Source organism: Nonomuraea sp. NPDC049709, from assembly GCF_040674815.1.
Lineage (GTDB): Bacteria > Actinomycetota > Actinomycetes > Streptosporangiales > Streptosporangiaceae > Nonomuraea.
The window spans coordinates 280565-301020 of the sequence record NZ_JBFANM010000003.1; the positions used below are offsets into that span (position 1 = coordinate 280565).

Annotated in this window: 26 protein-coding genes and 1 pseudogene; all 27 read right to left on the minus strand. The window is 66.2% G+C overall.

The window, feature by feature from the left end:
- Positions 1 to 145: 145 nt before the first annotated feature.
- Positions 146 to 601 (minus strand): 50S ribosomal protein L15, encoded by a 456-nt coding sequence (gene rplO / locus AB0J69_RS04875; RefSeq protein WP_364112941.1) that lies wholly within the window; start codon positions 599 to 601, stop codon positions 146 to 148.
- Positions 602 to 603: 2 nt separating this feature from the next.
- Complete coding sequence (gene rpmD / locus AB0J69_RS04880) at positions 604 to 786, minus strand: 50S ribosomal protein L30 (protein ID WP_080043226.1); 183 nt, start codon at positions 784 to 786, stop codon at positions 604 to 606.
- 2 nt (positions 787 to 788) lie between these two features.
- Positions 789 to 1418, minus strand: coding sequence for a 30S ribosomal protein S5 (rpsE, locus tag AB0J69_RS04885; protein WP_173521477.1), 630 nt, complete (start codon positions 1416 to 1418; stop codon positions 789 to 791).
- Between the two features lie 28 nt (positions 1419 to 1446).
- Positions 1447 to 1830: a 50S ribosomal protein L18 gene (gene rplR, locus AB0J69_RS04890; RefSeq protein ID WP_103960876.1), complete on the minus strand. Its 384-nt coding sequence runs from the start codon at positions 1828 to 1830 to the stop codon at positions 1447 to 1449.
- Positions 1831 to 1832: 2 nt separating this feature from the next.
- Positions 1833 to 2375 (minus strand): 50S ribosomal protein L6, encoded by a 543-nt coding sequence (rplF, locus tag AB0J69_RS04895; RefSeq protein ID WP_364112944.1) that lies wholly within the window; start codon positions 2373 to 2375, stop codon positions 1833 to 1835.
- 16 nt (positions 2376 to 2391) lie between these two features.
- Positions 2392 to 2790, minus strand: coding sequence for a 30S ribosomal protein S8 (rpsH, locus tag AB0J69_RS04900; protein ID WP_106253393.1), 399 nt, complete (start codon positions 2788 to 2790; stop codon positions 2392 to 2394).
- 153 nt (positions 2791 to 2943) lie between these two features.
- Complete coding sequence (locus AB0J69_RS04905; RefSeq protein ID WP_020542298.1) at positions 2944 to 3129, minus strand: type Z 30S ribosomal protein S14; 186 nt, start codon at positions 3127 to 3129, stop codon at positions 2944 to 2946.
- Positions 3130 to 3133: 4 nt separating this feature from the next.
- Positions 3134 to 3709, minus strand: coding sequence for a 50S ribosomal protein L5 (gene rplE / locus AB0J69_RS04910; protein ID WP_364112946.1), 576 nt, complete (start codon positions 3707 to 3709; stop codon positions 3134 to 3136).
- Entirely contained in the window at positions 3709 to 4014 is a 306-nt protein-coding gene (rplX, locus tag AB0J69_RS04915; RefSeq protein WP_364112977.1) for a 50S ribosomal protein L24, read from the minus strand. The genes rplE and rplX overlap by 1 nt, the downstream gene beginning before the upstream one ends.
- An 8-nt stretch (positions 4015 to 4022) precedes the next feature.
- Positions 4023 to 4394, minus strand: coding sequence for a 50S ribosomal protein L14 (gene rplN, locus AB0J69_RS04920; protein ID WP_026214151.1), 372 nt, complete (start codon positions 4392 to 4394; stop codon positions 4023 to 4025).
- 273 nt (positions 4395 to 4667) lie between these two features.
- Positions 4668 to 4955, minus strand: coding sequence for a 30S ribosomal protein S17 (gene rpsQ / locus AB0J69_RS04925; protein ID WP_364112948.1), 288 nt, complete (start codon positions 4953 to 4955; stop codon positions 4668 to 4670).
- Positions 4948 to 5184: a 50S ribosomal protein L29 gene (rpmC, locus tag AB0J69_RS04930; RefSeq protein ID WP_364112950.1), complete on the minus strand. Its 237-nt coding sequence runs from the start codon at positions 5182 to 5184 to the stop codon at positions 4948 to 4950. The genes rpsQ and rpmC overlap by 8 nt, the downstream gene beginning before the upstream one ends.
- Positions 5184 to 5603 (minus strand): 50S ribosomal protein L16, encoded by a 420-nt coding sequence (rplP, locus tag AB0J69_RS04935; RefSeq protein WP_106253402.1) that lies wholly within the window; start codon positions 5601 to 5603, stop codon positions 5184 to 5186. The genes rpmC and rplP overlap by 1 nt, the downstream gene beginning before the upstream one ends.
- Before the next feature lie 2 nt (positions 5604 to 5605).
- Positions 5606 to 6457, minus strand: coding sequence for a 30S ribosomal protein S3 (rpsC, locus tag AB0J69_RS04940; RefSeq protein ID WP_364112952.1), 852 nt, complete (start codon positions 6455 to 6457; stop codon positions 5606 to 5608).
- Positions 6457 to 6810: a 50S ribosomal protein L22 gene (gene rplV / locus AB0J69_RS04945; RefSeq protein WP_103960883.1), complete on the minus strand. Its 354-nt coding sequence runs from the start codon at positions 6808 to 6810 to the stop codon at positions 6457 to 6459. The genes rpsC and rplV overlap by 1 nt, the downstream gene beginning before the upstream one ends.
- 24 nt (positions 6811 to 6834) lie before the next feature.
- Entirely contained in the window at positions 6835 to 7113 is a 279-nt protein-coding gene (gene rpsS / locus AB0J69_RS04950; protein WP_049572698.1) for a 30S ribosomal protein S19, read from the minus strand.
- A gap of 11 nt (positions 7114 to 7124) precedes the next feature.
- On the minus strand, positions 7125 to 7961 hold the full coding sequence (rplB, locus tag AB0J69_RS04955) for a 50S ribosomal protein L2 (RefSeq protein ID WP_043623439.1): 837 nt from the start codon (positions 7959 to 7961) through the stop codon (positions 7125 to 7127).
- A gap of 102 nt (positions 7962 to 8063) precedes the next feature.
- On the minus strand, positions 8064 to 8366 hold the full coding sequence (rplW, locus tag AB0J69_RS04960; protein ID WP_125644678.1) for a 50S ribosomal protein L23: 303 nt from the start codon (positions 8364 to 8366) through the stop codon (positions 8064 to 8066).
- Positions 8366 to 9013 (minus strand): 50S ribosomal protein L4, encoded by a 648-nt coding sequence (rplD, locus tag AB0J69_RS04965; RefSeq protein ID WP_364112955.1) that lies wholly within the window; start codon positions 9011 to 9013, stop codon positions 8366 to 8368. The genes rplW and rplD overlap by 1 nt, the downstream gene beginning before the upstream one ends.
- Positions 9010 to 9663, minus strand: coding sequence for a 50S ribosomal protein L3 (gene rplC, locus AB0J69_RS04970; RefSeq protein ID WP_364112957.1), 654 nt, complete (start codon positions 9661 to 9663; stop codon positions 9010 to 9012). Before rplC ends, rplD begins: the two co-directional genes overlap by 4 nt.
- A gap of 14 nt (positions 9664 to 9677) precedes the next feature.
- Positions 9678 to 9986, minus strand: a complete 309-nt coding sequence (gene rpsJ, locus AB0J69_RS04975; RefSeq protein WP_012887830.1) for a 30S ribosomal protein S10 — start codon at positions 9984 to 9986, stop codon at positions 9678 to 9680.
- A gap of 266 nt (positions 9987 to 10252) precedes the next feature.
- Positions 10253 to 11446, minus strand: coding sequence for an elongation factor Tu (gene tuf / locus AB0J69_RS04980; RefSeq protein WP_364112959.1), 1194 nt, complete (start codon positions 11444 to 11446; stop codon positions 10253 to 10255).
- Positions 11447 to 11596: 150 nt separating this feature from the next.
- Complete coding sequence (gene fusA, locus AB0J69_RS04985) at positions 11597 to 13696, minus strand: elongation factor G (protein ID WP_364112961.1); 2100 nt, start codon at positions 13694 to 13696, stop codon at positions 11597 to 11599.
- Positions 13697 to 13729: 33 nt separating this feature from the next.
- On the minus strand, positions 13730 to 14200 hold the full coding sequence (gene rpsG, locus AB0J69_RS04990; RefSeq protein WP_020542314.1) for a 30S ribosomal protein S7: 471 nt from the start codon (positions 14198 to 14200) through the stop codon (positions 13730 to 13732).
- A 2-nt stretch (positions 14201 to 14202) separates the two neighbouring features.
- Entirely contained in the window at positions 14203 to 14577 is a 375-nt protein-coding gene (gene rpsL / locus AB0J69_RS04995) for a 30S ribosomal protein S12 (protein ID WP_049572713.1), read from the minus strand.
- Between the two features lie 642 nt (positions 14578 to 15219).
- Complete coding sequence (locus AB0J69_RS05000; protein ID WP_364112963.1) at positions 15220 to 19095, minus strand: DNA-directed RNA polymerase subunit beta'; 3876 nt, start codon at positions 19093 to 19095, stop codon at positions 15220 to 15222.
- Positions 19096 to 19112: 17 nt separating this feature from the next.
- A pseudogene (locus AB0J69_RS05005) lies at positions 19113 to 20456 on the minus strand (DNA-directed RNA polymerase subunit beta); the annotation flags it as partial.

Sequence of the window (20456 nt, forward strand, 5' to 3'; positions counted from 1 at the left end):
GCGGTGTGAGTATGCGATGGTGCGGGGATCTGCCATCTGAAGTCTCATGTCAAACGAGCCGGACAGAAGCCTGCCGTCTCGCGAACTCTAACGCACTACGGGCGTGGGGGCCCATTGTCAAAGCCCCCACGCCTCGTAATAGCTCTTACAGCTCGGTAACGGAACCACCGGCAGCGGCGATCTTCTCCTTGGCGGAGGACGAGAAGGCGTGAGCCTGCACGTTCACCGCGACGGAGATCTCGCCGGTGCCGAGCACCTTCACGAGCTGGTTCTTGCGAACAGCACCCTTGGCGACCAGCGTCTCGACGGTGACTTCGCCACCCTCGGGGAACAGCTCGCCGATCCTGTCAAGGTTGACGACCTGGTAGGTCGTCTTGAACAGGGCGTTGGAGAAGCCCTTGAGCTTCGGCAGACGCCTCTGCAGCGGCACCTGGCCACCCTCGAAGCCGAGGGGGACCGTCGTACGGGCGTGGCTGCCCTTGGTGCCGCGACCGGCCGTCTTGCCCTTCGACGCCTCGCCACGACCCTTGCGGATCTTGGCCTTGTTGGAGCCGGGGGCAGGACGCAGGTCGTGAATCTTGAGCGGAGCCTTGTCAGTCATGACTAGTCGACCTCTTCCACCTCGACGAGGTGCGTCACCACGGAGACCATCCCGCGAATCTCGGGACGGTCCTCCTTGACGACGACATCGCCGATTCGCTTCAGGCCAAGCGAACGCAGCGAGTCACGCTGGTTCTGCTTGCCACCGATCTTCGAGCGAACCTGAGTGATCTTCAGGCGTGCCATGACTAGCTCACCGCCTTCGCCGCCGCGGCCTCTGCGATGCCTTCGCGCTGAGCCTTCAGCATCGCCGGCGGAGCGACGTCCTCGATCGGCAGGCCACGGCGGGCGGCGATCTCCTCGGGGCGCGAGAGGCCCTTCAGAGCCGCCACAGTGGCGTGCACGATGTTGATCGGGTTGTCCGAGCCGAGCGACTTGGACAGCACGTCATGGATGCCGGCGCACTCCAGGACCGCGCGCACCGGGCCACCGGCGATGACGCCGGTACCGGCCGAGGCCGGACGCAGGAAGACGACACCAGCCGCCTCCTCGCCCTGCACGGTGTGCGGGATGGTGCCCTGGATCCGAGGCACCTTGAAGAAGTGCTTCTTCGCCTCTTCGACGCCCTTGGCGATGGCCGCGGGGACTTCCTTGGCCTTGCCGTAGCCGACGCCGACCAGGCCGTTGCCGTCACCGACGACCACGAGGGCGGTGAAGCTGAAGCGACGACCACCCTTCACGACCTTGGCCACTCGGTTGATCTTCACTACGCGCTCGATGTACGAGACGCCCTTGTCGGCGGCGCCACCGCGGCGATCGTCACGACGGTCCCGCCGCTCGCCACCGGTGCCGCCACCGCGACGCGGAGCTGCAGCCATCAGTGGTTCCTCATCTCAATTGCGGTCATCAGAATTCGAGCCCGCCTTCGCGGGCGCTGTCCGCCAGAGCAGCGATGCGCCCGGCGTAGCGGTTGCCACCGCGGTCGAACACGACCGCCGTGATCCCGGCTTCCTTGGCCCGCTGAGCGAGGAGCTCGCCGACCTTCTTGGCCTTCTCCGTCTTGTCCGCCTCCAGCGTGCGCAGCGAGGGGTCCATGGTGGACGCGCTCACCAGCGTGTGGCCGACGGTGTCGTCCACGATCTGGACGAACATGTGACGGGTCGAACGGTTCACGACCAGACGCGGGCGCGCAGTCGTACCGACGACGTTCTTGCGGACGCGGCGGTGACGGCGGGCCCGCGAGACGGTGCGGGCAGCCGTGTGCTTGCTGAACGCAGTCTTCGGAGCCATGCCTACTTACCAGCCTTTCCGACCTTGCGGCGGATCTGTTCGCCCTGGTAACGCACGCCCTTGCCCTTGTACGGGTCAGGCTTGCGCAACTTGCGGATGTTGGCCGCGACCTCGCCGACCTTCTGCTTGTCGATGCCGTCCACGTGGAACAGGGTCGGCTTCTCGACGCGGAAGGTGACGCCCTCGGGGGCGTCGACGATGACCGGGTGGCTGAAGCCCAGAGAGAACTCCAGTTGCGTCGGCCCCTTGGCCTGGACGCGGTAACCCACGCCGACGATCTCAAGGCTCTTGGAGTAGCCCTGAGTGACGCCCTGCACCATGTTGGCGATCAGCGTCCGGGACAGACCGTGCAGCGCACGGACCTTGTTCTCGTCGTTCGGGCGGGTGACGGCAATGGCGCCGTCCTCGTCGCGAGCCACAGCGATGGGCTCGGCGACCGTGTGAGAAAGCGTGCCCTTCGGGCCCTTGACCTGGACATCCCGGCCGTCGATCGTGATGTCTACGCCGGTGGGCACAGGGATGGGCAGCCGTCCGATTCTCGACATGCTGTGTTCCTCCCCTCTACCAGACGTAGGCGAGGACTTCCCCGCCCACACCACGCTTGCCGGCCTGCTTGTCGGTCATGAGACCGGCGGACGTCGAGATGATCGCGACGCCCAGCCCGCCCAGGACTCGAGGCAGGTTGTCCTTCTTTGCATAAACCCGCAGACCGGGCTTGGAAACCCGGCGCAGGCCCGCGAGCGACCGCTCACGGGTGGGCCCGAACTTGAGCTCCACCACGAGGTTCTTCCCAACCTTGGCGTCCTCGACGGTCCAAGCCTGGATGTAACCCTCCTGCTGGAGGATCTCGGCGATGTGCGCCTTGATCTTCGAGTACGGCATCGACACGCTTTCGTGGTACGCCGAGTTCGCATTGCGCAGACGTGTGAGCATGTCTGCGATCGGGTCGGTCATCGTCATGGCCAGTGGCCTTCCTCGCCGCGGTTTCCAGTCGGTGAAGCGCGATGCTCTACCGGTGGACCTACGGCGTGGTCACGGACGCGGAGTGCGTCCTGTCTTCTACTACCGAATATGAGTGCCTGGGGGACGGCGCGAGACCGCCCCCCAGGTTATCTACCAGCTCGACTTGGTGATGCCGGGCAGCTCGCCCCGGTGCGCCATCTCGCGGAAGCACACGCGGCACAGCCCGAACTTGCGGTAGACCGCACGCGGCCGGCCGCAGCGCGAGCAACGAGTGTATGCCCGGACCTCGAACTTCTGCTTGCGCCCCGCCTTGGCGATCAGCGACTTCTTCGCCATTGGATCAGGCCTCCTTGAACGGGAAGCCGAGGAGCTTCAGCAGCGCCCGGCCCTGGTCGTCGTTCTTCGCCGTGGTCACGATCGTGATGTCCATGCCCCGCGGCCGGTCGACCTTGTCCTGGTCGACCTCGTGGAACATGACCTGCTCGGTCAGACCGAAGGTGTAGTTCCCGTTGCCGTCGAACTGCTTGGGCGACAGACCGCGGAAGTCCCGGATACGGGGCAGCGCGAGCGCCAGCAGCCGGTCGAGGAACTCCCACATGCGGTCGCCGCGCAGCGTGACGTGAGCGCCGATCGGCATGCCCTCGCGCAGCTTGAACTGGGCGATGGACTTGCGCGCCCGGACGACGGCCGGCTTCTGGCCGGTGATCGAGGTGAGGTCGCGAACGGCACCCTCGATGAGCTTGGAGTCGCGAGCCGCCTCGCCGACGCCCATGTTGACCTTGATCTTGGTCAGGGCCGGGATCTGCATGACGTTCTCGATGCCGAACTGCTCGCGAAGCTGGGCCGCGATCTCCTCGCGGTACTTCGTCTTGAGTCGCGGCGTCGGGCGCTCGGTCTCAGTGGTGGTGGCAGTCATCAGCTGTCCTCACCCGTCTCGTCGGCCTTGTTGTCGACCTTCTCGTCGTCGGCCTTCTTCTCGGCGGGCTTGTCGTCCTTGAGCTTCTTCACGTTGGACACGTGGAGCGGAGCCTCCATGGTCTGCACGCCGCCGGTCTTGGCGCCGCGCGGGCCCTGGTGGGTCTCCTTGGTGTGCTTCTTGATCATGTTGACGCCCTCGACCACCACGCGGTCCTCGCGCGGCAGCGTGGCGATCACGCGACCCTTGGCACCCTTGTCCTTGCCGGCGATGACCTGAACCAGGTCACCCTTCTTCACATGCAGCTTCGGCATTACAGCACCTCCGGGGCGAGCGAGATGATGCGCATGAACTTCTTGTCGCGCAGCTCGCGGCCGACCGGGCCGAAGATACGAGTGCCACGAGGGTCACCGCTGTCCTTGATGATGACCGCGGCGTTCTCGTCGAAGCGGATGTAGGAGCCGTCGGGCCGGCGGCGCTCCTTGACCGTGCGGACGATGACGGCCTTGACCACGTCGCCCTTCTTGACGCCCGTGCTGCCCGGCAGCGCGTCCTTGACAGTGGCGACGATGACGTCGCCGATACCGGCGTAGCGTCGGCCCGAGCCACCGAGAACACGGATGCAGAGAATCTCCTTCGCACCCGTGTTGTCGGCGACCTTGAGCCGCGACTCCTGCTGGATCACGTCTGAACTCCTGTTAGTCGCGCCGGTTCTCCCGCGGGGTCTCCGCCCCCGCGAACCCCGGAAGACGTGCTTCGCACGTTTCCTGGGACTCGCGAAAGCAGAGCTTTCGCGTGAGCCTGGCGGAACCTGTCATTGTCTTGTTCCCCCGGCCACAGCGCCCCGTAGGGCGCCGCACCGCAGGCGACGCGAGGCCGGGAGGCCCCGCGTCCTTGGACGCCGTCATGGGGGCTCTGAGAGCCCCCACGAGGCGCGGTGTATCAGAGAGGGCCCGGGTTACTTGGCCTTCTCGAGGATCTCCACGACCCTCCACCGCTTGGTGGCGGAGAGGGGGCGGGTCTCCATCAGCAGCACGCGGTCGCCGACGCCACAGGCGTTGGCCTCGTCGTGCGCCTTGTACTTGGTCGTACGGCGGATGACCTTGCCGTACAGACGGTGCTTGACGCGGTCCTCGACGGCGACGACGACGGTCTTGTCCATCTTGTCGCTCACCACGAGGCCCTCACGGACCTTGCGGAAGTTCCGCTGCTCGTTCGTCGTCTCGGTGGTCTCGGTCTCAGCCATCGCTCGTCTCCTTCTCGACCGTGACGATGCCCAGCTCGCGCTCGCGCATCACGGTGTAGATACGGGCGATCTCGCGGCGGACGGCACGCAGCCGCCCGTGGCTCTCCAACTGACCGGTCGCTGCCTGGAAACGGAGGTTGAACAGCTCCTCCTTGGCTTCCTTGAGCTTCTGGACGAGGGTGTCCTCGTCCTCCACTCGCAGCTCGCCGGCGGTCAGGCCCTTAGCCATCACGCCTCACCCACTTCACGCTTAACGATCTTGCACTTCATCGGCAGCTTGTGGATCGCCCTGGTGAGCGCCTCACGCGCGACCGACTCCGCCACGCCGGACAGCTCGAACATCACGCGTCCGGGCTTGACGTTGGCGATCCACCACTCCGGCGAGCCCTTACCGGAACCCATGCGGGTCTCGGCGGGCTTCTTGGTGAGGGGACGGTCGGGGTAGATGTTGATCCACACCTTGCCGCCACGGCGGATGTGACGGGTCATGGCGATACGAGCGGACTCGATCTGGCGGTTGGTCACGTAGGAGTGCTCAATCGCCTGAATGCCGAACTCGCCGAACACGACCCTGGTGCCACCCTTGGCGGCTCCGCTGCGGTCAGGCCGGTGCTGCTTGCGGTGCTTGACCCTGCGCGGGATCAGCATGGTCAGCTCCCTTCAGCACCCGGCTGCGCAGCCGGGCCGGTCTCGGGGGCGGCCTGCGAGGCCGCCTCGGTGCGGGGGGCGCGGTCGCCGCGGCCACCACCACGACGGGGGCGGTCACCGCCACCACGACGCGGACGGTCACCGCCGCCGCCGCCACCGCGACGGTCGTCGCGGTCACGACGCTGGCCGGCCCGAGCGCCGGCGGCAGCCGCCTCACGCTCGGCGCGGCTCGTCGGAGCCTCGCCCTTGTAGATCCAGACCTTCACGCCGATGCGGCCGAAGGTCGTACGGGCCTCGTAGAAGCCGTAGTCGATGTCCGCGCGAAGGGTGTGCAGCGGCACGCGACCCTCGCGGTAGAACTCCGACCGGGACATCTCGGCGCCGCCCAGACGACCGGAGCACTGGACACGGATGCCCTTGGCGCCGGACTTCATGGCCGACTGCATCGCCTTGCGCATGGCGCGGCGGAACGAGACACGGCTGGACAGCTGCTCGGCGACGCCCTGGGCGACCAGCTGAGCGTCGATCTCGGGGTTCTTGACCTCGAGGATGTTCAGCTGGACCTGCTTCTTGGTCAGCTTCTCCAGGTCGCCACGGATACGGTCCGCCTCGGCGCCGCGGCGGCCGATCACGATGCCGGGACGCGCGGTGTGGATGTCCACCTGCACGCGGTCCGTCGTGCGCTCGATCTCGACCTTGGAGATGCCGGCCCGCTCCATGCCCTTCTGCAGCATGCGGCGGATCGCCACGTCCTCGGCGACGTATGCCTTGTACAGCTTGTCGGCGTACCACCGGCTCTTGAAGTCGGTCGTGATGCCGAGGCGGAACCCGTGCGGGTTAACCTTCTGGCCCACTATCGGGTCCTTCCCTTCGGCTCGCGGGACTCCACGATCACGGTGATGTGGCTCGTCCGCTTGTTGATCCGATAGGCGCGACCCTGTGCACGCGGACGGAACCGCTTCAGCGTCGGGCCCTCGTCGACCCACGCGCGGCTCACGACGAGCGTGCTGGGGTCGAGATCGAAATTGTGCTCGGCATTCGCCATGGCGGAGCTGAGCACCTTGTAGATCGGCTCGCTCGCCGACTGGGGAGCGAACTGCAGCACGGCCTGCGCCTCCGAAGCGGGCAGCCCGCGAATAAGGTCCACCACGCGGCGGGCCTTGAGGGGCGTGACACGGACGAACCGCGCCTGAGCCCTGGCTTCCATCGCTTTCTCCTACTTTCGGGACGCTTACCGCCGGCTGCGGCGGTCTTCCTTGACGTGGCTGCGGAAGGTACGCGTGGGGGCGAACTCTCCGAGCTTGTGACCGATCATCGACTCGGTGACGAACACCGGGACGTGCTTGCGGCCGTCGTGCACGGCGATCGTGTGCCCGAGCATGTCGGGAACGATCATGGAGCGCCGCGACCACGTCTTGATGACGTTCTTGGTGCCCTTCTCGTTCTGGACGTCGACCTTCTTCTGAAGGTGCTCGTCCACAAAGGGACCCTTCTTAAGGCTACGTGGCATTTCGGCTGCTCCTACCGCTTCTTCCTCTTGGACCGACGGCGGATGATCAGCCTGTCGCTGGCCTTGTTCGCCTGACGGGTACGGCCCTCGGGCTTGCCCTTGGGGTTCACCGGGTGACGACCACCGGAGGTCTTACCCTCACCACCACCGTGCGGGTGGTCGACGGGGTTCATCGCGACACCACGAACGGTCGGGCGCTTGCCCTTCCACCGCATACGGCCGGCCTTGCCCCAGTTGATGTTGGCCTGCTCGGCGTTGCCGACCTGGCCCACCGTGGCGCGGCAGCGCACGTCGACCATGCGCATTTCGCCAGAGGGCATACGCAGCGTGGCGTACGTGCCTTCCTTGGCGAGCAGCTGGATCTGGGCGCCCGCGGAACGGCCGAGCTTGGCGCCACCGCCCGGACGGAGCTCCACCGCGTGGATGAAGGTACCGGTCGGGATGTTGCGCAGCGGCAGGCAGTTGCCCGGCTTGATGTCGGCGGCCGGGCCGTTCTCGATGCGGTCACCCTGCTTGAGACCCGTCGGCGCGATGATGTAGCGCTTCTCACCGTCGGCGTAGTGGAGCAGAGCGATGTTGGCGGTGCGGTTGGGGTCGTACTCGATGTGAGCGACCTTCGCCGGGATGCCGTCCTTGTCATGCCTACGGAAGTCGATGATCCGGTAGGCGCGCTTGTGACCGCCGCCCTGGTGGCGAGCGGTGACTCGGCCGTGTACGTTCCGGCCGCCCTTGCTGTGAAGGGGTGCAAGCAACGACTTCTCAGGGGTGCTGCGGGTGATCTCGGAGAAGTCCGAGACACTCGATCCGCGGCGACCCGGAGTCGTCGGCTTGTATTTACGGATGCCCATCTTTTTCGTTCATCCTTCGTCGGTTACATGGGTGAGCCCGCCGCACCGGAGTGCGACGGTCTCAGCCCCGCGGACCTCTCGGCCCACTCACTTCTATGGCTGTCAGCCGATCTGACCGAAGATGTCGATCCGATCGCCCTCCACCAGGCTCACGATGGCGCGCTTGGTGTCGGGACGCTTGCCGAAACCGGTACGGGTGCGCTTGCGCTTGCCCTGCCGGTTGATGGTGTTCACGCTGGTGACCTTGACCCCGAAGATCTGCTCTACGGCAATCTTGACCTGGGTCTTGTTCGCGGTCTTCCGCACCAGGAACGTGTACTTGTTGTTCTCATCGATCAGGCCGTAGCTCTTCTCAGAGACGACCGGCTTGATGATGATGTCGCGCGGGTCGGCGATCTTCTCCATCAGGCGTCTTCCTTCCCGCCACTCAGCCGCGACACGACCTGGTCGTACGCCTCCTGGGTGAAGACCACGTCGTCGTGCACGAGCACGTCGTAGGTGTTGAGCTGCCCGGCGTCCAGCAGGTGGACCTCCGGAGCGTTGCGCAGGCTCAGCCAGGTCAGCTCGTCGTCCGAGTCGACCACGACGAGAACGCGCGCCGACTCGGTGATCTTGCGCAGGGCCTCCAGAGCGGCCTTGGTCTTGGGCGTCTCGCCCGTGACCAGGGAGCTCACCACGTGGACGCGACCGCCGCCGGCCCGGTCGGACAGGGCGCCACGCAGGGCGGCGACCTTCATCTTCTTGGGCGTCCGCTGCGCGTAGTCACGCGGGACGGGGCCGTGGACAGTGCCACCGCCGGTGAACTGCGGCGCACGGGTCGAACCCTGACGGGCGCGGCCGGTGCCCTTCTGGCGGTACGGCTTCTTGCCACCGCCGGAGACCTCACCACGGGTCTTGGCCTTGTGGGTGCCCTGCCGGCGAGCGGCGAGCTGGGCCACGACCACCTGGTGGATCAGCGGAATGTTGACCTTGGCGCCGAAGATGTCTTCGGGCAGGTCAACCGTGCCGGTCTTCGCGCCGCTGGCGTCGAGGACGTCAATAGTGGTGCTCACTTGGCAGCCCCCTTCTTGGCAGCGGTACGGACGAGGACCAGGCTGCCGTTGGCACCGGGGATCGCACCCTTGATCAGGATGAGACCGTTCTCGGCGTCCACGGCGTGAACCTTCAGGCTCTGCACGGTGGTGCGGACGTTACCCATCCGGCCAGCCATGCGCAGACCCTTGAAAACGCGGCCCGGGGTGGCGCAGCCACCGATGGAACCCGGCGAGCGGTGCTTGCGCTGCGTACCGTGCGACGCGCCCAGACCACCGAAGCCGTGCCGCTTCATGACGCCGGCGAAGCCCTTGCCCTTGCTCTTGCCCGTCACGTCGACGAACTGGCCGGCCTCGAAGGTGTCGGCCAGCAGCTCCTGGCCCAGGGTGTAGTCGCTCGCGTCGTCGGTGCGGATCTCCGCGAAGTAACGGCGCGGGGTGATGTCGTGCTTACGCAGGTAGTCGCCGAGCGGCTTGTTGACCTTCCGGGGGTCGACCTGCCCGAACCCGAGCTGGATGGCGGAGTAGCCGTCCTTGTCGGCAGTGCGGACGCGGGTCACCACGCACGGACCGGCCTCGACCACGGTCACCGGCACCATCCGGTTGTCCGCGTCGAAGACCTGGGTCATGCCGAGCTTCTTGCCCAGGACGCCCTTGATCGTCTTAGCCATGTCAGTGCGTTCCCTCAGAGCTTGATCGAAATGTCGACACCCGCGGGGAGGTCGAGCCGCATGAGCGAGTCAACCGTCTTGGGGGTCGGGTCGATGATGTCAATCAGCCGCTTGTGCGTGCGCATCTCGAAGTGCTCGCGGCTGTCCTTGTACTTGTGCGGCGAGCGGATGACGCAGTACACGTTCTTCTCGGTCGGCAGCGGCACCGGGCCTGCGACCTTCGCGCCAGTCCGCGTCACCGTCTCGACGATCTTCTTGGCCGAGCTATCGATGACCTCGTGGTCATAGGCCTTAAGCCGGATGCGGATCTTCTGTCCCGCCATAATGGCCTCGGTGTCCTTCGCTGTCGTCTGAAAAAGTATCGTGCGGCCTGTTGCCGCTGTGTGTTCATGCAGGTCTAGCCCGCACTGACCCCACGAGGCAGACGTAGTCGATCTGCCTTTTCTTCCGTGATCCGGCAGTGACTTCGGTCACTGTGTCTCCACCGCCGGCCGAAGCTACTGCTGGATCACGGCGCCTTGCATGGGGCCTTACGTGGTGCGGCGGTCGGTCCCGAGGTCCGGGGCCGACCGCCACCCCGACGGTTCAGCTACTTGATGATCTTGACGACCCGGCCGGCGCCGACGGTACGGCCACCCTCACGGATCGCGAACTTGAGGCCTTCCTCCATGGCGATGGGCTGGATCAGCTCAACGCGCATTTCGGTGTTGTCACCCGGCATGACCATCTCGGTGCCCTCGGGGAGGTTCACCACACCGGTCACGTCAGTCGTACGGAAGTAGAACTGCGGGCGGTAGTTGTTGAAGAACGGCGTGTGGCGGCCGCCCTCGTCCTTGGACAGGATGTAGACCTGGCCGGTGAACTCGGTGTGCGGGGTGGTCGTGCCCGGCTTGATGATGCACTGGCCGCGCTCGACCTGCTCGCGCTTGATACCACGGAGGAGCAGAGCGGCGTTGTCGCCGGCGTGACCCTCGTCGAGCATCTTGTTGAACATCTCGATGCTGGTGACGGTGGTGGTCGTCTTCTCTTCCTTGATACCGATGATGTCAACCTGCTCGTTGACCTTCACGATACCGCGCTCGATACGGCCGGTGACGACCGTACCGCGACCGGTGATCGAGAAGACGTCCTCGACCGGCATGAGGAACGGCTTGTCCGTCTCACGCGGGGGCTCGGGAACGTTCTCGTCCACGGCGTTCATGAGCTCGACGATGCTGTCGGCCCACTTCTCGTCACCCTCGAGAGCCTTGAGGGCGGAGACGCGGACGACGGGCAGGTCGTCGCCGGGGAACTCCTGAGCGGACAGAAGCTCGCGGACCTCGAGCTCGACGAGCTCGAGGATCTCCTCGTCGTCGACCATGTCGGCCTTGTTGAGAGCCACGACGATGTAGGGGACGCCGACCTGGCGGGCCAGGAGGACGTGCTCCTTCGTCTGCGGCATCGGGCCGTCGGTGGCGGCGACCACCAGGATGGCGCCGTCCATCTGAGCGGCACCGGTGATCATGTTCTTCACGTAGTCGGCGTGACCGGGGCAGTCAACGTGAGCGTAGTGACGCTTCTCGGTCTGGTACTCGACGTGCGCGATGGAGATCGTGATGCCGCGAGCCTTCTCCTCGGGCGCCTTGTCGATCTTGTCGAACGGGGTCGCCTTGTTGAGCTCGGGGAAACGGTCGTGAAGCACCTTGGTGATCGCCGCGGTCAGCGTGGTCTTGCCGTGGTCGATGTGCCCAATGGTGCCGATGTTCATGTGCGGCTTGGTCCGCTCGAACTTGGCCTTAGCCACTGGTTCTCTCCTTGAGAATCTGACTGACTTTCGTCTACACACTCGGGCCCGGGAACTCCCGAAACCCTTGGCGGTGGGGTGGCTCTCACCACCCCACCAGGGACCAGGACTGAAGTCCTGGTCCGATCCCTCGCGGGACCGGACCGGAAACTACTCGCCCCGGGCCTTCGCGACGATCTCCTTGGCGATGCCCGGAGGCACCTCCGAGTAGGAGTCGAACTGCATGCTGTAGCTCGCGCGCCCCTGCGTCTTGCTACGCAGGTCACCCACGTAGCCGAACATCTCAGACAGCGGCACGAGCGCCTGGACGACCTTGGCGCCTGCCCGGTCATCCATCGCCTGGATCTGCCCGCGGCGACCGTTGAGGTCACCGATGACATCACCCATGTAGTCCTCGGGCGTGGTGACCTCAACGGCCATCATCGGCTCGAGAAGAACGGCGTCCGCCTTGCGCGCGGCCTCCTTGAAGGCCATCGAGCCGGCGATCTTGAAGGCCATTTCCGAGGAGTCCACGTCGTGGGCCGCACCGTCGGTCAGCGTAACCTTCACGCCGACCATCGGGTAACCGGCCAGCACGCCGAACTCGGCGGCCTCCTGCGCGCCCGCGTCGACCGACGGGATGTACTCCCTCGGGACGCGGCCACCGGTGACCTTGTTCTCGAACTCGTAGCCGTCGTTGCCTTCGCCCAGCGGCTCGAGGTTGATGATCACCCGCGCGAACTGACCGGAACCACCGGTCTGCTTCTTGTGGGTGTAGTCGATCTTCTCCACCTTGCGGCGGATGGTCTCGCGGTAGGCCACCTGCGGGCGGCCCACGTTGGCCTCGACCTTGAACTCGCGACGCATGCGGTCGACGAGGATCTCCAGGTGAAGCTCGCCCATGCCCCAGATGACGGTCTGACCGGTCTCCTCGTCACGACGGACCTGGAAGGACGGGTCCTCCTCGGCCAGGCGCTGGATCGCGATCGACAGCTTCTCCTGGTCGCCCTTGGTCTTGGGCTCGATGGCGACGTTGATGACCGGAGCCGGGAACGTCATCGACTCGAGCACGACCTGGTTCGACGGGTCGGACAGGGTGTCGCCGGTCGTGGTGTCCTTCAGACCCATGACGGCGACGATCTGACCAGCGATCGCCGACGGGCGCTCTTCGCGCTTGTTGGCGTGCATCTGGTAGATCTTGCCGATCCGCTCCTTCTTACCCTTCACAGAGTTGATGACCTGTGAACCGGTCTCGAGCGTGCCCGAGTAGATGCGGATGTAGGTGAGCTTGCCCAGGTGCGGGTCGCTGGCGATCTTGAAGGCCAGCGCGGAGAACGGCTCGGTCGGGTCGGCGTGCCGCTCGATCACCTTCTCCTCGTTGCCGACCGCGTGGCCCTTGAAGGCCGGGATGTCGGTCGGGGCGGGGAGGTAGGCGACGATCGCGTCGAGCAGGGGCTGAACGCCCTTGTTCTTGAACGCGGTGCCGCACAGGACCGGGTTGATGGCGCTGGCCAGCGTGGCGCGGCGGATGGCCGCCACCAGCTGCTCCTCGGTCGGCTGCGTGCCTTCGAGGTAGAGCTCCATCAGCTCGTCGTCGTTCTCGGCGACGGTCTCGATCAGCCTGTCGCGCCACTCGCGGGCGGCGTCGACGTGGTCGGCCGGGATGTCGACGACGTCGTACATCTCGCCCTTGGCCGCCTCGGCGGACCAGATGAGACCCTTCATCTTGATGAGGTCGATGACGCCCTTGAAGTCGGCCTCAACGCCCCACGGGAGCTGGATGACGGCCGGGGTCGCGCCCAGGCGGCCGATCATCATGTCGACGCAGCGGTGGAACTCCGCGCCGACACGGTCCATCTTGTTCACGAAGCAGATGCGGGGCACTTCGTAGCGGTCAGCCTGGCGCCACACCGTCTCCGACTGCGGCTCGACACCGGCGACGCCGTCGAACACGGCGACCGCGCCGTCGAGCACGCGGAGCGAACGCTCCACCTCGATGGTGAAGTCGACGTGACCCGGAGTGTCGATGATGTTGATCGTGTGACCGACCCACTCGCAGGTGGTCGCGGCAGACGTGATCGTGATGCCGCGCTCCTGCTCCTGCTCCATCCAGTCCATCGTGGCTGCGCCTTCGTGGACCTCACCGATCTTGTAGTTGATACCGGTGTAGAACAGGATGCGCTCGGTCGTGGTGGTCTTGCCCGCGTCGATATGGGCCATGATCCCGATGTTTCGGACCTTGGCCAGGTCAAGAGCGGTCTGGGTGGCCACTTCTCTCGCGTCCTCGTCGTCTCGTCGAACCCACTACCAGCGGTAGTGAGCGAAGGCCTTGTTGGACTCGGCCATCTTGTGGGTGTCCTCGCGCTTCTTGACGCTCGCCCCGAGGCCGTTGCTGGCGTCGAGGAGCTCGTTCATGAGGCGCTCGGTCATGGTCTTCTCGCGGCGGGCGCGGGAGTACTGCACCAGCCAGCGCAGGGCCAGGGTGGTGCTGCGCGCCGCGCGCACCTCAACCGGCACCTGGTAGGTCGCGCCACCGACACGACGGCTGCGGACCTCAAGAGTCGGCTTGACGTTGTCAAGCGCGCGCTTCAGGGTGACGACCGGGTCGTTGCCCGTCTTCTCCCTGCAGCCCTCGAGGGCGCCGTAGACGATCGACTGCGCGATGGAGCGCTTGCCGTCCAGGAGCACCTTGTTGATCAGGGCGGTCACCAGAGGCGAGCTGTAAACCGGGTCAGCCATGAGCTGACGACGGCCAGGAGAACCCTTACGAGGCATTGTTAGCTCTTCTCCCTCTTCGCGCCGTAGCGGCTACGGGCCTGCTTGCGGTTACGGACACCCTGGGTGTCGAGCGAACCGCGGATGATCTTGTAGCGAACACCAGGCAGGTCCTTCACACGACCGCCACGCACGAGCACGATGGAGTGCTCCTGCAGGTTGTGACCCACACCCGGGATGTAGGCCGTGACCTCGATGCCGTTCGTGAGCCGAACGCGGGCCACCTTGCGCAGTGCCGAGTTGGGCTTCTTCGGAGTCGTGGTGTAAACGCGCTGGCACACACCGCGCCGCTGCGGACTCCCCTTGAGGGCAGGAGTCTTGGTCTTGGAGACCTTGTCCTGCCGGCCCTTGCGGACCAACTGCTGAATAGTGGGCACTGCCACTCCGTTTCGTGCCTTGGCCGGTGTTACGTCGTTGGGTCGTGCATTTCGCAGGTTCTGCCGGTGTCATGACCTGCTGGTTTCTCTTGTCTCGGCGCCCCCGCGCTCGGGCGTGTCGCGCTGTTCACACAGACACATCCGCGAGGATTACGAGCCAGGAAGCCGTCCTGCGCCCGCAATGAGCGCACGGCCGAGAGCCCGCTAGAAGACGGGCACGATGCTCAAGACTACCCAGGCCCTGGCGACACGTCAAAACGGCGCGGCAAAGCGGGTAAGCCTTGCCACTCCGGGTCGCCCGGGGCCTATTTCATCCAGCCCATCTACAGCTCCGCAGACATGATATAGCCCCCTGGGGTGTTCCGCCCCCAAGTCCACGAACCGCCATCCACCCGTAACTTCCCATTGCCCCGGCCGTAGGCGTGGGCGGTGCCCGCCTGACCACCGAAACGGCCCACAGGGCGTCGTAACGGCGGCTCGCCACTGACGGGCTCAGAGGCCGTCTCCCTGGAAGGCCCCCGGCCCCGTGCGGCGTCTGGGGCGGCCACGGCTCCGCCGTAACGGAACAAAGGCCGGAAAGCGAACGCGCCCGGGCCTCTCGGCAGAGAGCCCCGGGCGCGTCACCTACAGACGACTAGGAAATCACCTGTTGTACTGGCCGAAGTCGTACTCCTCCAGGGGGACGGCCTCGCCGCTGCCCGTGCCGAAGGTGTAGTCGGCCGCCGAGCCGTCGTAACCGCCGACGGTGTACATCGCGGCCTTGGCCTCCTCGGTCGGCTCCACCCGGATGTTGCGGTACTGCGGCATGCCGGTACCGGCCGGGATGAGCTTACCGATGATGACGTTCTCCTTCAGGCCCAGGAGCGAGTCGGACTTGGCGTGGATCGCCGCGTCCGTCAGGACCCTGGTCGTCTCCTGGAAGGAGGCCGCCGACAGCCACGACTCGGTGGCGAGCGAGGCCTTCGTGATGCCCATGAGCACCGGACGGCCCGCGGCCGGCGAGCCGCTCTCCGCCACCGTCTCACGGTTCATCTGCTCGAAGCGCGGACGCTCGACGAGCTCGCCGGGCAGCAGGTCGGTGTCACCGGACTCCAGCACGTTCACGCGCTTGAGCATCTGCCGCACGATGATCTCGATGTGCTTGTCGTGGATCGACACACCCTGCGAGCGGTAGACCTGCTGGACCTCCGCCACCAGGTGCAGCTGCACGGCCCGCGGGCCGAGGATGCGCAGCACCTCGTTGGGGTTGACCGCACCGGCGACCAGCTGCTGCCCGACCGTGACGCGCTGGCCGTCCTGCACGAGCAGGCGGGAACGCATCGAGACCGGGTAGGCGATCTCCTCCGAACCGTCGTCGGGGGTGATCACAATCTTCCTGGTCTTGTCGGTCTCGTCGATCCGGACCCGGCCCTCCGCCTCGGAGATCGGGGCGACACCCTTGGGGATGCGCGCCTCGAAGAGCTCCGTGACACGGGGCAGACCGTGGGTGATGTCGGCGCCGGCCACACCACCGGTGTGGAACGTACGCATCGTCAGCTGCGTGCCGGGCTCACCGATCGACTGGGCGGCGATGATGCCGACCGCCTCGCCGACGTCCACGAGCTTGCCGGTGGCCAGCGAGCGGCCGTAGCAGGTCGCGCAGACACCGATCTTGGCCTCGCAGACGAGCGCGCTGCGGGTGCGGACGGTCTCGACACCGGCCTCGACCAGCTTCGTCACGTGGTTGTCGTTGATGTCGACACCCGCCGGGACGATGATCTTGCCGTCCACCTCGACGTCCTCGGCCAGGATGCGGCCGTGCACGTTGGACTCGGCGTTCTCCGCCTTGACCAGGTTGCCCGACGCGTCGCGGTCGGCCACGTGGAGCGGGACCGCGCGGTCGGTGCCGCAGTCGATCTCGCGCACGATGACGTCCTGCGCCACGTCCACCAGACGACGGGTCAGGTAACCCGAGTCGGCGGTACGCAGAGCGGTGTCGGCCAGACCCTTCCGCTGACCGTGGGTGGAGATGAAGTATTCCAGCACCGACAGGCCCTCGCGGAACGAGGCCTTGATCGGCCGCGGGATCGTCTCACCCTTGGTGTTGGACACCAGGCCACGGATGCCGGCGATCTGCCGGACCTGCATCTTGTTACCACGGGCGCCGGAGTTGACCATCATCCAGACCGGGTTGGTCGCCGGGAAGGCGTTGACCATGTCGGTCTCGACGTCGGCCGTCGCGTGCGTCCAGATCTCGATGAGCTCCTGACGGCGCTCCTCGTCGGTGATCAGACCGCGCTCGTACTCGCGCTGGACCTTGTCGGCCCGGCGCTCGTAGTTCTCCATGATGTCGGTCTTGTTCGGGGGCGCGACGACGTCCTCGATCGAGATGGTGACACCGGAGCGGGTCGCCCAGCGGAAGCCGGCGTCCTTGAGCGCGTCGAGCGAGTTGGCGACCTCGATCTTGGGGTAGGTCTCCGCCAGCTCGTTCACGATCGTGGACAGCTGCTTCTTGCCGACCTGGAAGTCGACGAAGGGGTAGCTGTCCGGCAGCGTCTGGTTGAACAGGCACCGCCCGAACGTCGTCTCCAGGCGGATCGCGTCGCCCTGCTCCCAGCCCTCGGGGGCCACCCACTCGCGCGGCGGCAGGACGTCCTTCAGCCGGATCTGGATCTTCGCCTGGATCTCCAGCTCGCGGCGGTCGAAGGCCATCTGCGCCTCGGCGATCGAGCCGAACACGCGGCCCTCACCCTCCGCGCCGTCCTTCTGGGTGGTCAGCCAGTAGAGGCCGATGACCATGTCCTGGGTGGGCATCGTCACGGGCTTGCCGTCGGCCGGCTTGAGGATGTTGTTGGTCGAGAGCATCAGGATGCGAGCCTCGGCCTGGGCCTCAGCCGACAGCGGCAGGTGCACGGCCATCTGGTCGCCGTCGAAGTCCGCGTTGAACGCGGTGCAGACGAGCGGGTGGATCTGGATGGCCTTGCCCTCGACCAGCTGCGGCTCGAACGCCTGGATGCCCAGGCGGTGGAGCGTCGGAGCACGGTTGAGCAGCACCGGGTGCTCGGTGATGACCTCTTCGAGCACGTCCCACACCACGGGGCGGGCGCGCTCGACCATCCGCTTGGCCGACTTGATGTTCTGTGCGTGGTTGAGGTCCACGAGCCGCTTCATCACGAACGGCTTGAACAGCTCCAGCGCCATCTGCTTGGGCAGACCGCACTGGTGCAGCTTGAGCTGCGGGCCGACGACGATGACCGAACGGCCGGAGTAGTCGACTCGCTTGCCCAGCAGGTTCTGGCGGAAGCGACCCTGCTTGCCCTTCAGCATGTCGCTGAGGGACTTCAGCGGCCGGTTGCCGGGACCGGTGACCGGGCGACCGCGACGGCCGTTGTCGAACAGCGCGTCCACGGCCTCCTGCAGCATCCGCTTCTCGTTGTTCACGATGATCTCGGGCGCGCCGAGGTCGAGCAGACGCTTGAGGCGGTTGTTCCGGTTGATGACCCGGCGGTAGAGGTCGTTGAGGTCGGAGGTCGCGAACCGGCCACCGTCGAGCTGCACCATCGGGCGCAGGTCCGGCGGGATGACCGGGATGCAGTCGAGCACCATGCCGCGCGGCGAGTTGGTCGTGTTGAGGAACGCCGACACGACCTTGAGCCGCTTGAGCGCTCGGGCCTTCTTCTGGCCCTTGCCGCTGCGGATGGTCTCGCGCAGGTTCTCGGCCTCGGCGTCGAGGTCGAAGCTGATCAGCCGGTCCTGGATCGCCTGCGCGCCCATGCCGCCCTTGAAGTAGCGGCCGAAGCGGTCACGCATCTCGCGGTAGAGCAGCTCGTCGCCCTCGAGGTCCTGGACCTTGAGGTTCTTGAAGCGGCTCCAGACCTCGTCGAGCCGGTCCAGCTCGCGCTGGGCCCGGTCACGGAGCTGACGCATCTCGCGCTCGGCGCCCTCGCGGACCTTGCGGCGCTGGTCGCCCTTGGCGCCGGCGGCCTCGAGCTCGGCCAGGTCACCCTCGAGCTTCTTCTGCCGGGCCTCGACGTCGGCGTCACGGCGCTGCTCGATGTGCTGCCGCTCGACGGAGATCTTCGCCTCCAGCGAGGGCAGGTCACGCTCACGCATCTCGGTGTCGACATGCGTGATCATGTACGCCGCGAAGTAGATGACCTTCTCCAGGTCCTTCGGGGCCAGGTCGAGCAGGTAACCGAGGCGCGACGGGACGCCCTTGAAGTACCAGATGTGCGTGACCGGCGCGGCCAGCTCGATGTGGCCCATCCGCTCACGACGCACCTTGGCGCGAGTCACCTCGACGCCACAGCGCTCACAGATAATGCCCTTGAAGCGGACGCGCTTGTACTTGCCGCAGTAGCACTCCCAGTCGCGGGTCGGGCCGAAGATCTTCTCGCAGAAGAGTCCGTCCTTTTCCGGCTTGAGAGTCCGGTAGTTGATGGTCTCGGGCTTCTTGACCTCGCCGTGCGACCACTGACGGATGTCGTCGGCGGTCGCGAGGCCGATCCTGAGCTCGTCGAAGAAGTTGACGTCTAGCATTTTGTGCGATCTCCCCCTCAGACTTCTTCCACGCTGCTCGGCTCACGCCGGGACAGATCGATGCCGAGCTCCTCCGCCGCGCGGAAGACGTCCTCGTCGGTGTCTCGCATCTCGATGGACATGCCGTCGCTGGAGAGCACCTCGACGTTGAGGCACAGCGACTGCATCTCCTTGATGAGGACCTTGAAGGACTCGGGGATGCCCGGCTCGGGGATGTTCTCGCCCTTGACGATGGCCTCGTAGACCTTCACCCGGCCGAGGACGTCGTCGGACTTGATGGTCAGCAGCTCCTGCAGGGCGTAGGCGGCGCCGTACGCCTCCAGCGCCCACACCTCCATCTCACCGAAGCGCTGGCCACCGAACTGGGCCTTACCGCCGAGCGGCTGCTGGGTGATCATGGAGTAGGGGCCGGTCGACCGAGCGTGAATCTTGTCGTCGACCAGGTGGAGCAGCTTGAGGATGTAGATGTAGCCGACCGCGATCGGGTACGGGAACGGCTCGCCGCTGCGGCCGTCGAACAGCCGGGCCTTGCCGCTCTGCTGCACCATCCGGTCACCGTCGCGGTTGGGGATGGTGCTGTCGAGCAGTCCGACGATCTCCTCCTCGTGGGCACCGTCGAAGACCGGCGTGGCCATGTTGGTGCGCGGGGCGACCTTCTCGAAGCCCTTGTCACGCAGCCGCTCGGCCCAGGCCTCCTGGATGCCCGAGATGTCCCACCCTCTGGCGGCGATCCATCCGAGATGGGTCTCCAGCACCTGGCCGACGTTCATTCGGCCGGGCACGCCCAGGGGGTTGAGGATGATGTCGACCGGGGTGCCGTCCTCCAGGAACGGCATGTCCTCGACCGGCAGGATCTTGGAGATGACGCCCTTGTTGCCGTGGCGGCCGGCCAGCTTGTCGCCGTCGGTGATCTTACGCTTCTGGGCCACGTAGACGCGGACCAGCTCGTTGACACCGGGCGGCAGCTCGTCGCCCTCCTCGCGGCTGAACACGCGCACCGCGATGACCTTGCCCTGCTCGCCGTGCGGCACCTTCAGCGAGGTGTCGCGGACCTCACGGGCCTTCTCGCCGAAGATCGCGCGCAGCAGCCGCTCCTCCGGGGTCAGCTCGGTCTCGCCCTTCGGGGTGACCTTGCCGACCAGGATGTCGCCGGGCACGACCTCGGCGCCGATCCGGATGATGCCGCGCTCGTCGAGGTCGGCCAGGACCTCCTCGGAGACGTTCGGGATGTCCCGGGTGATCTCCTCGGGGCCCAGCTTGGTGTCACGGGCGTCGACCTCGTGCTCCTCGATGTGGATCGAGGACAGGACGTCGTCCTGGACCAGCCGCTGGGACAGGATGATCGCGTCTTCGTAGTTGTG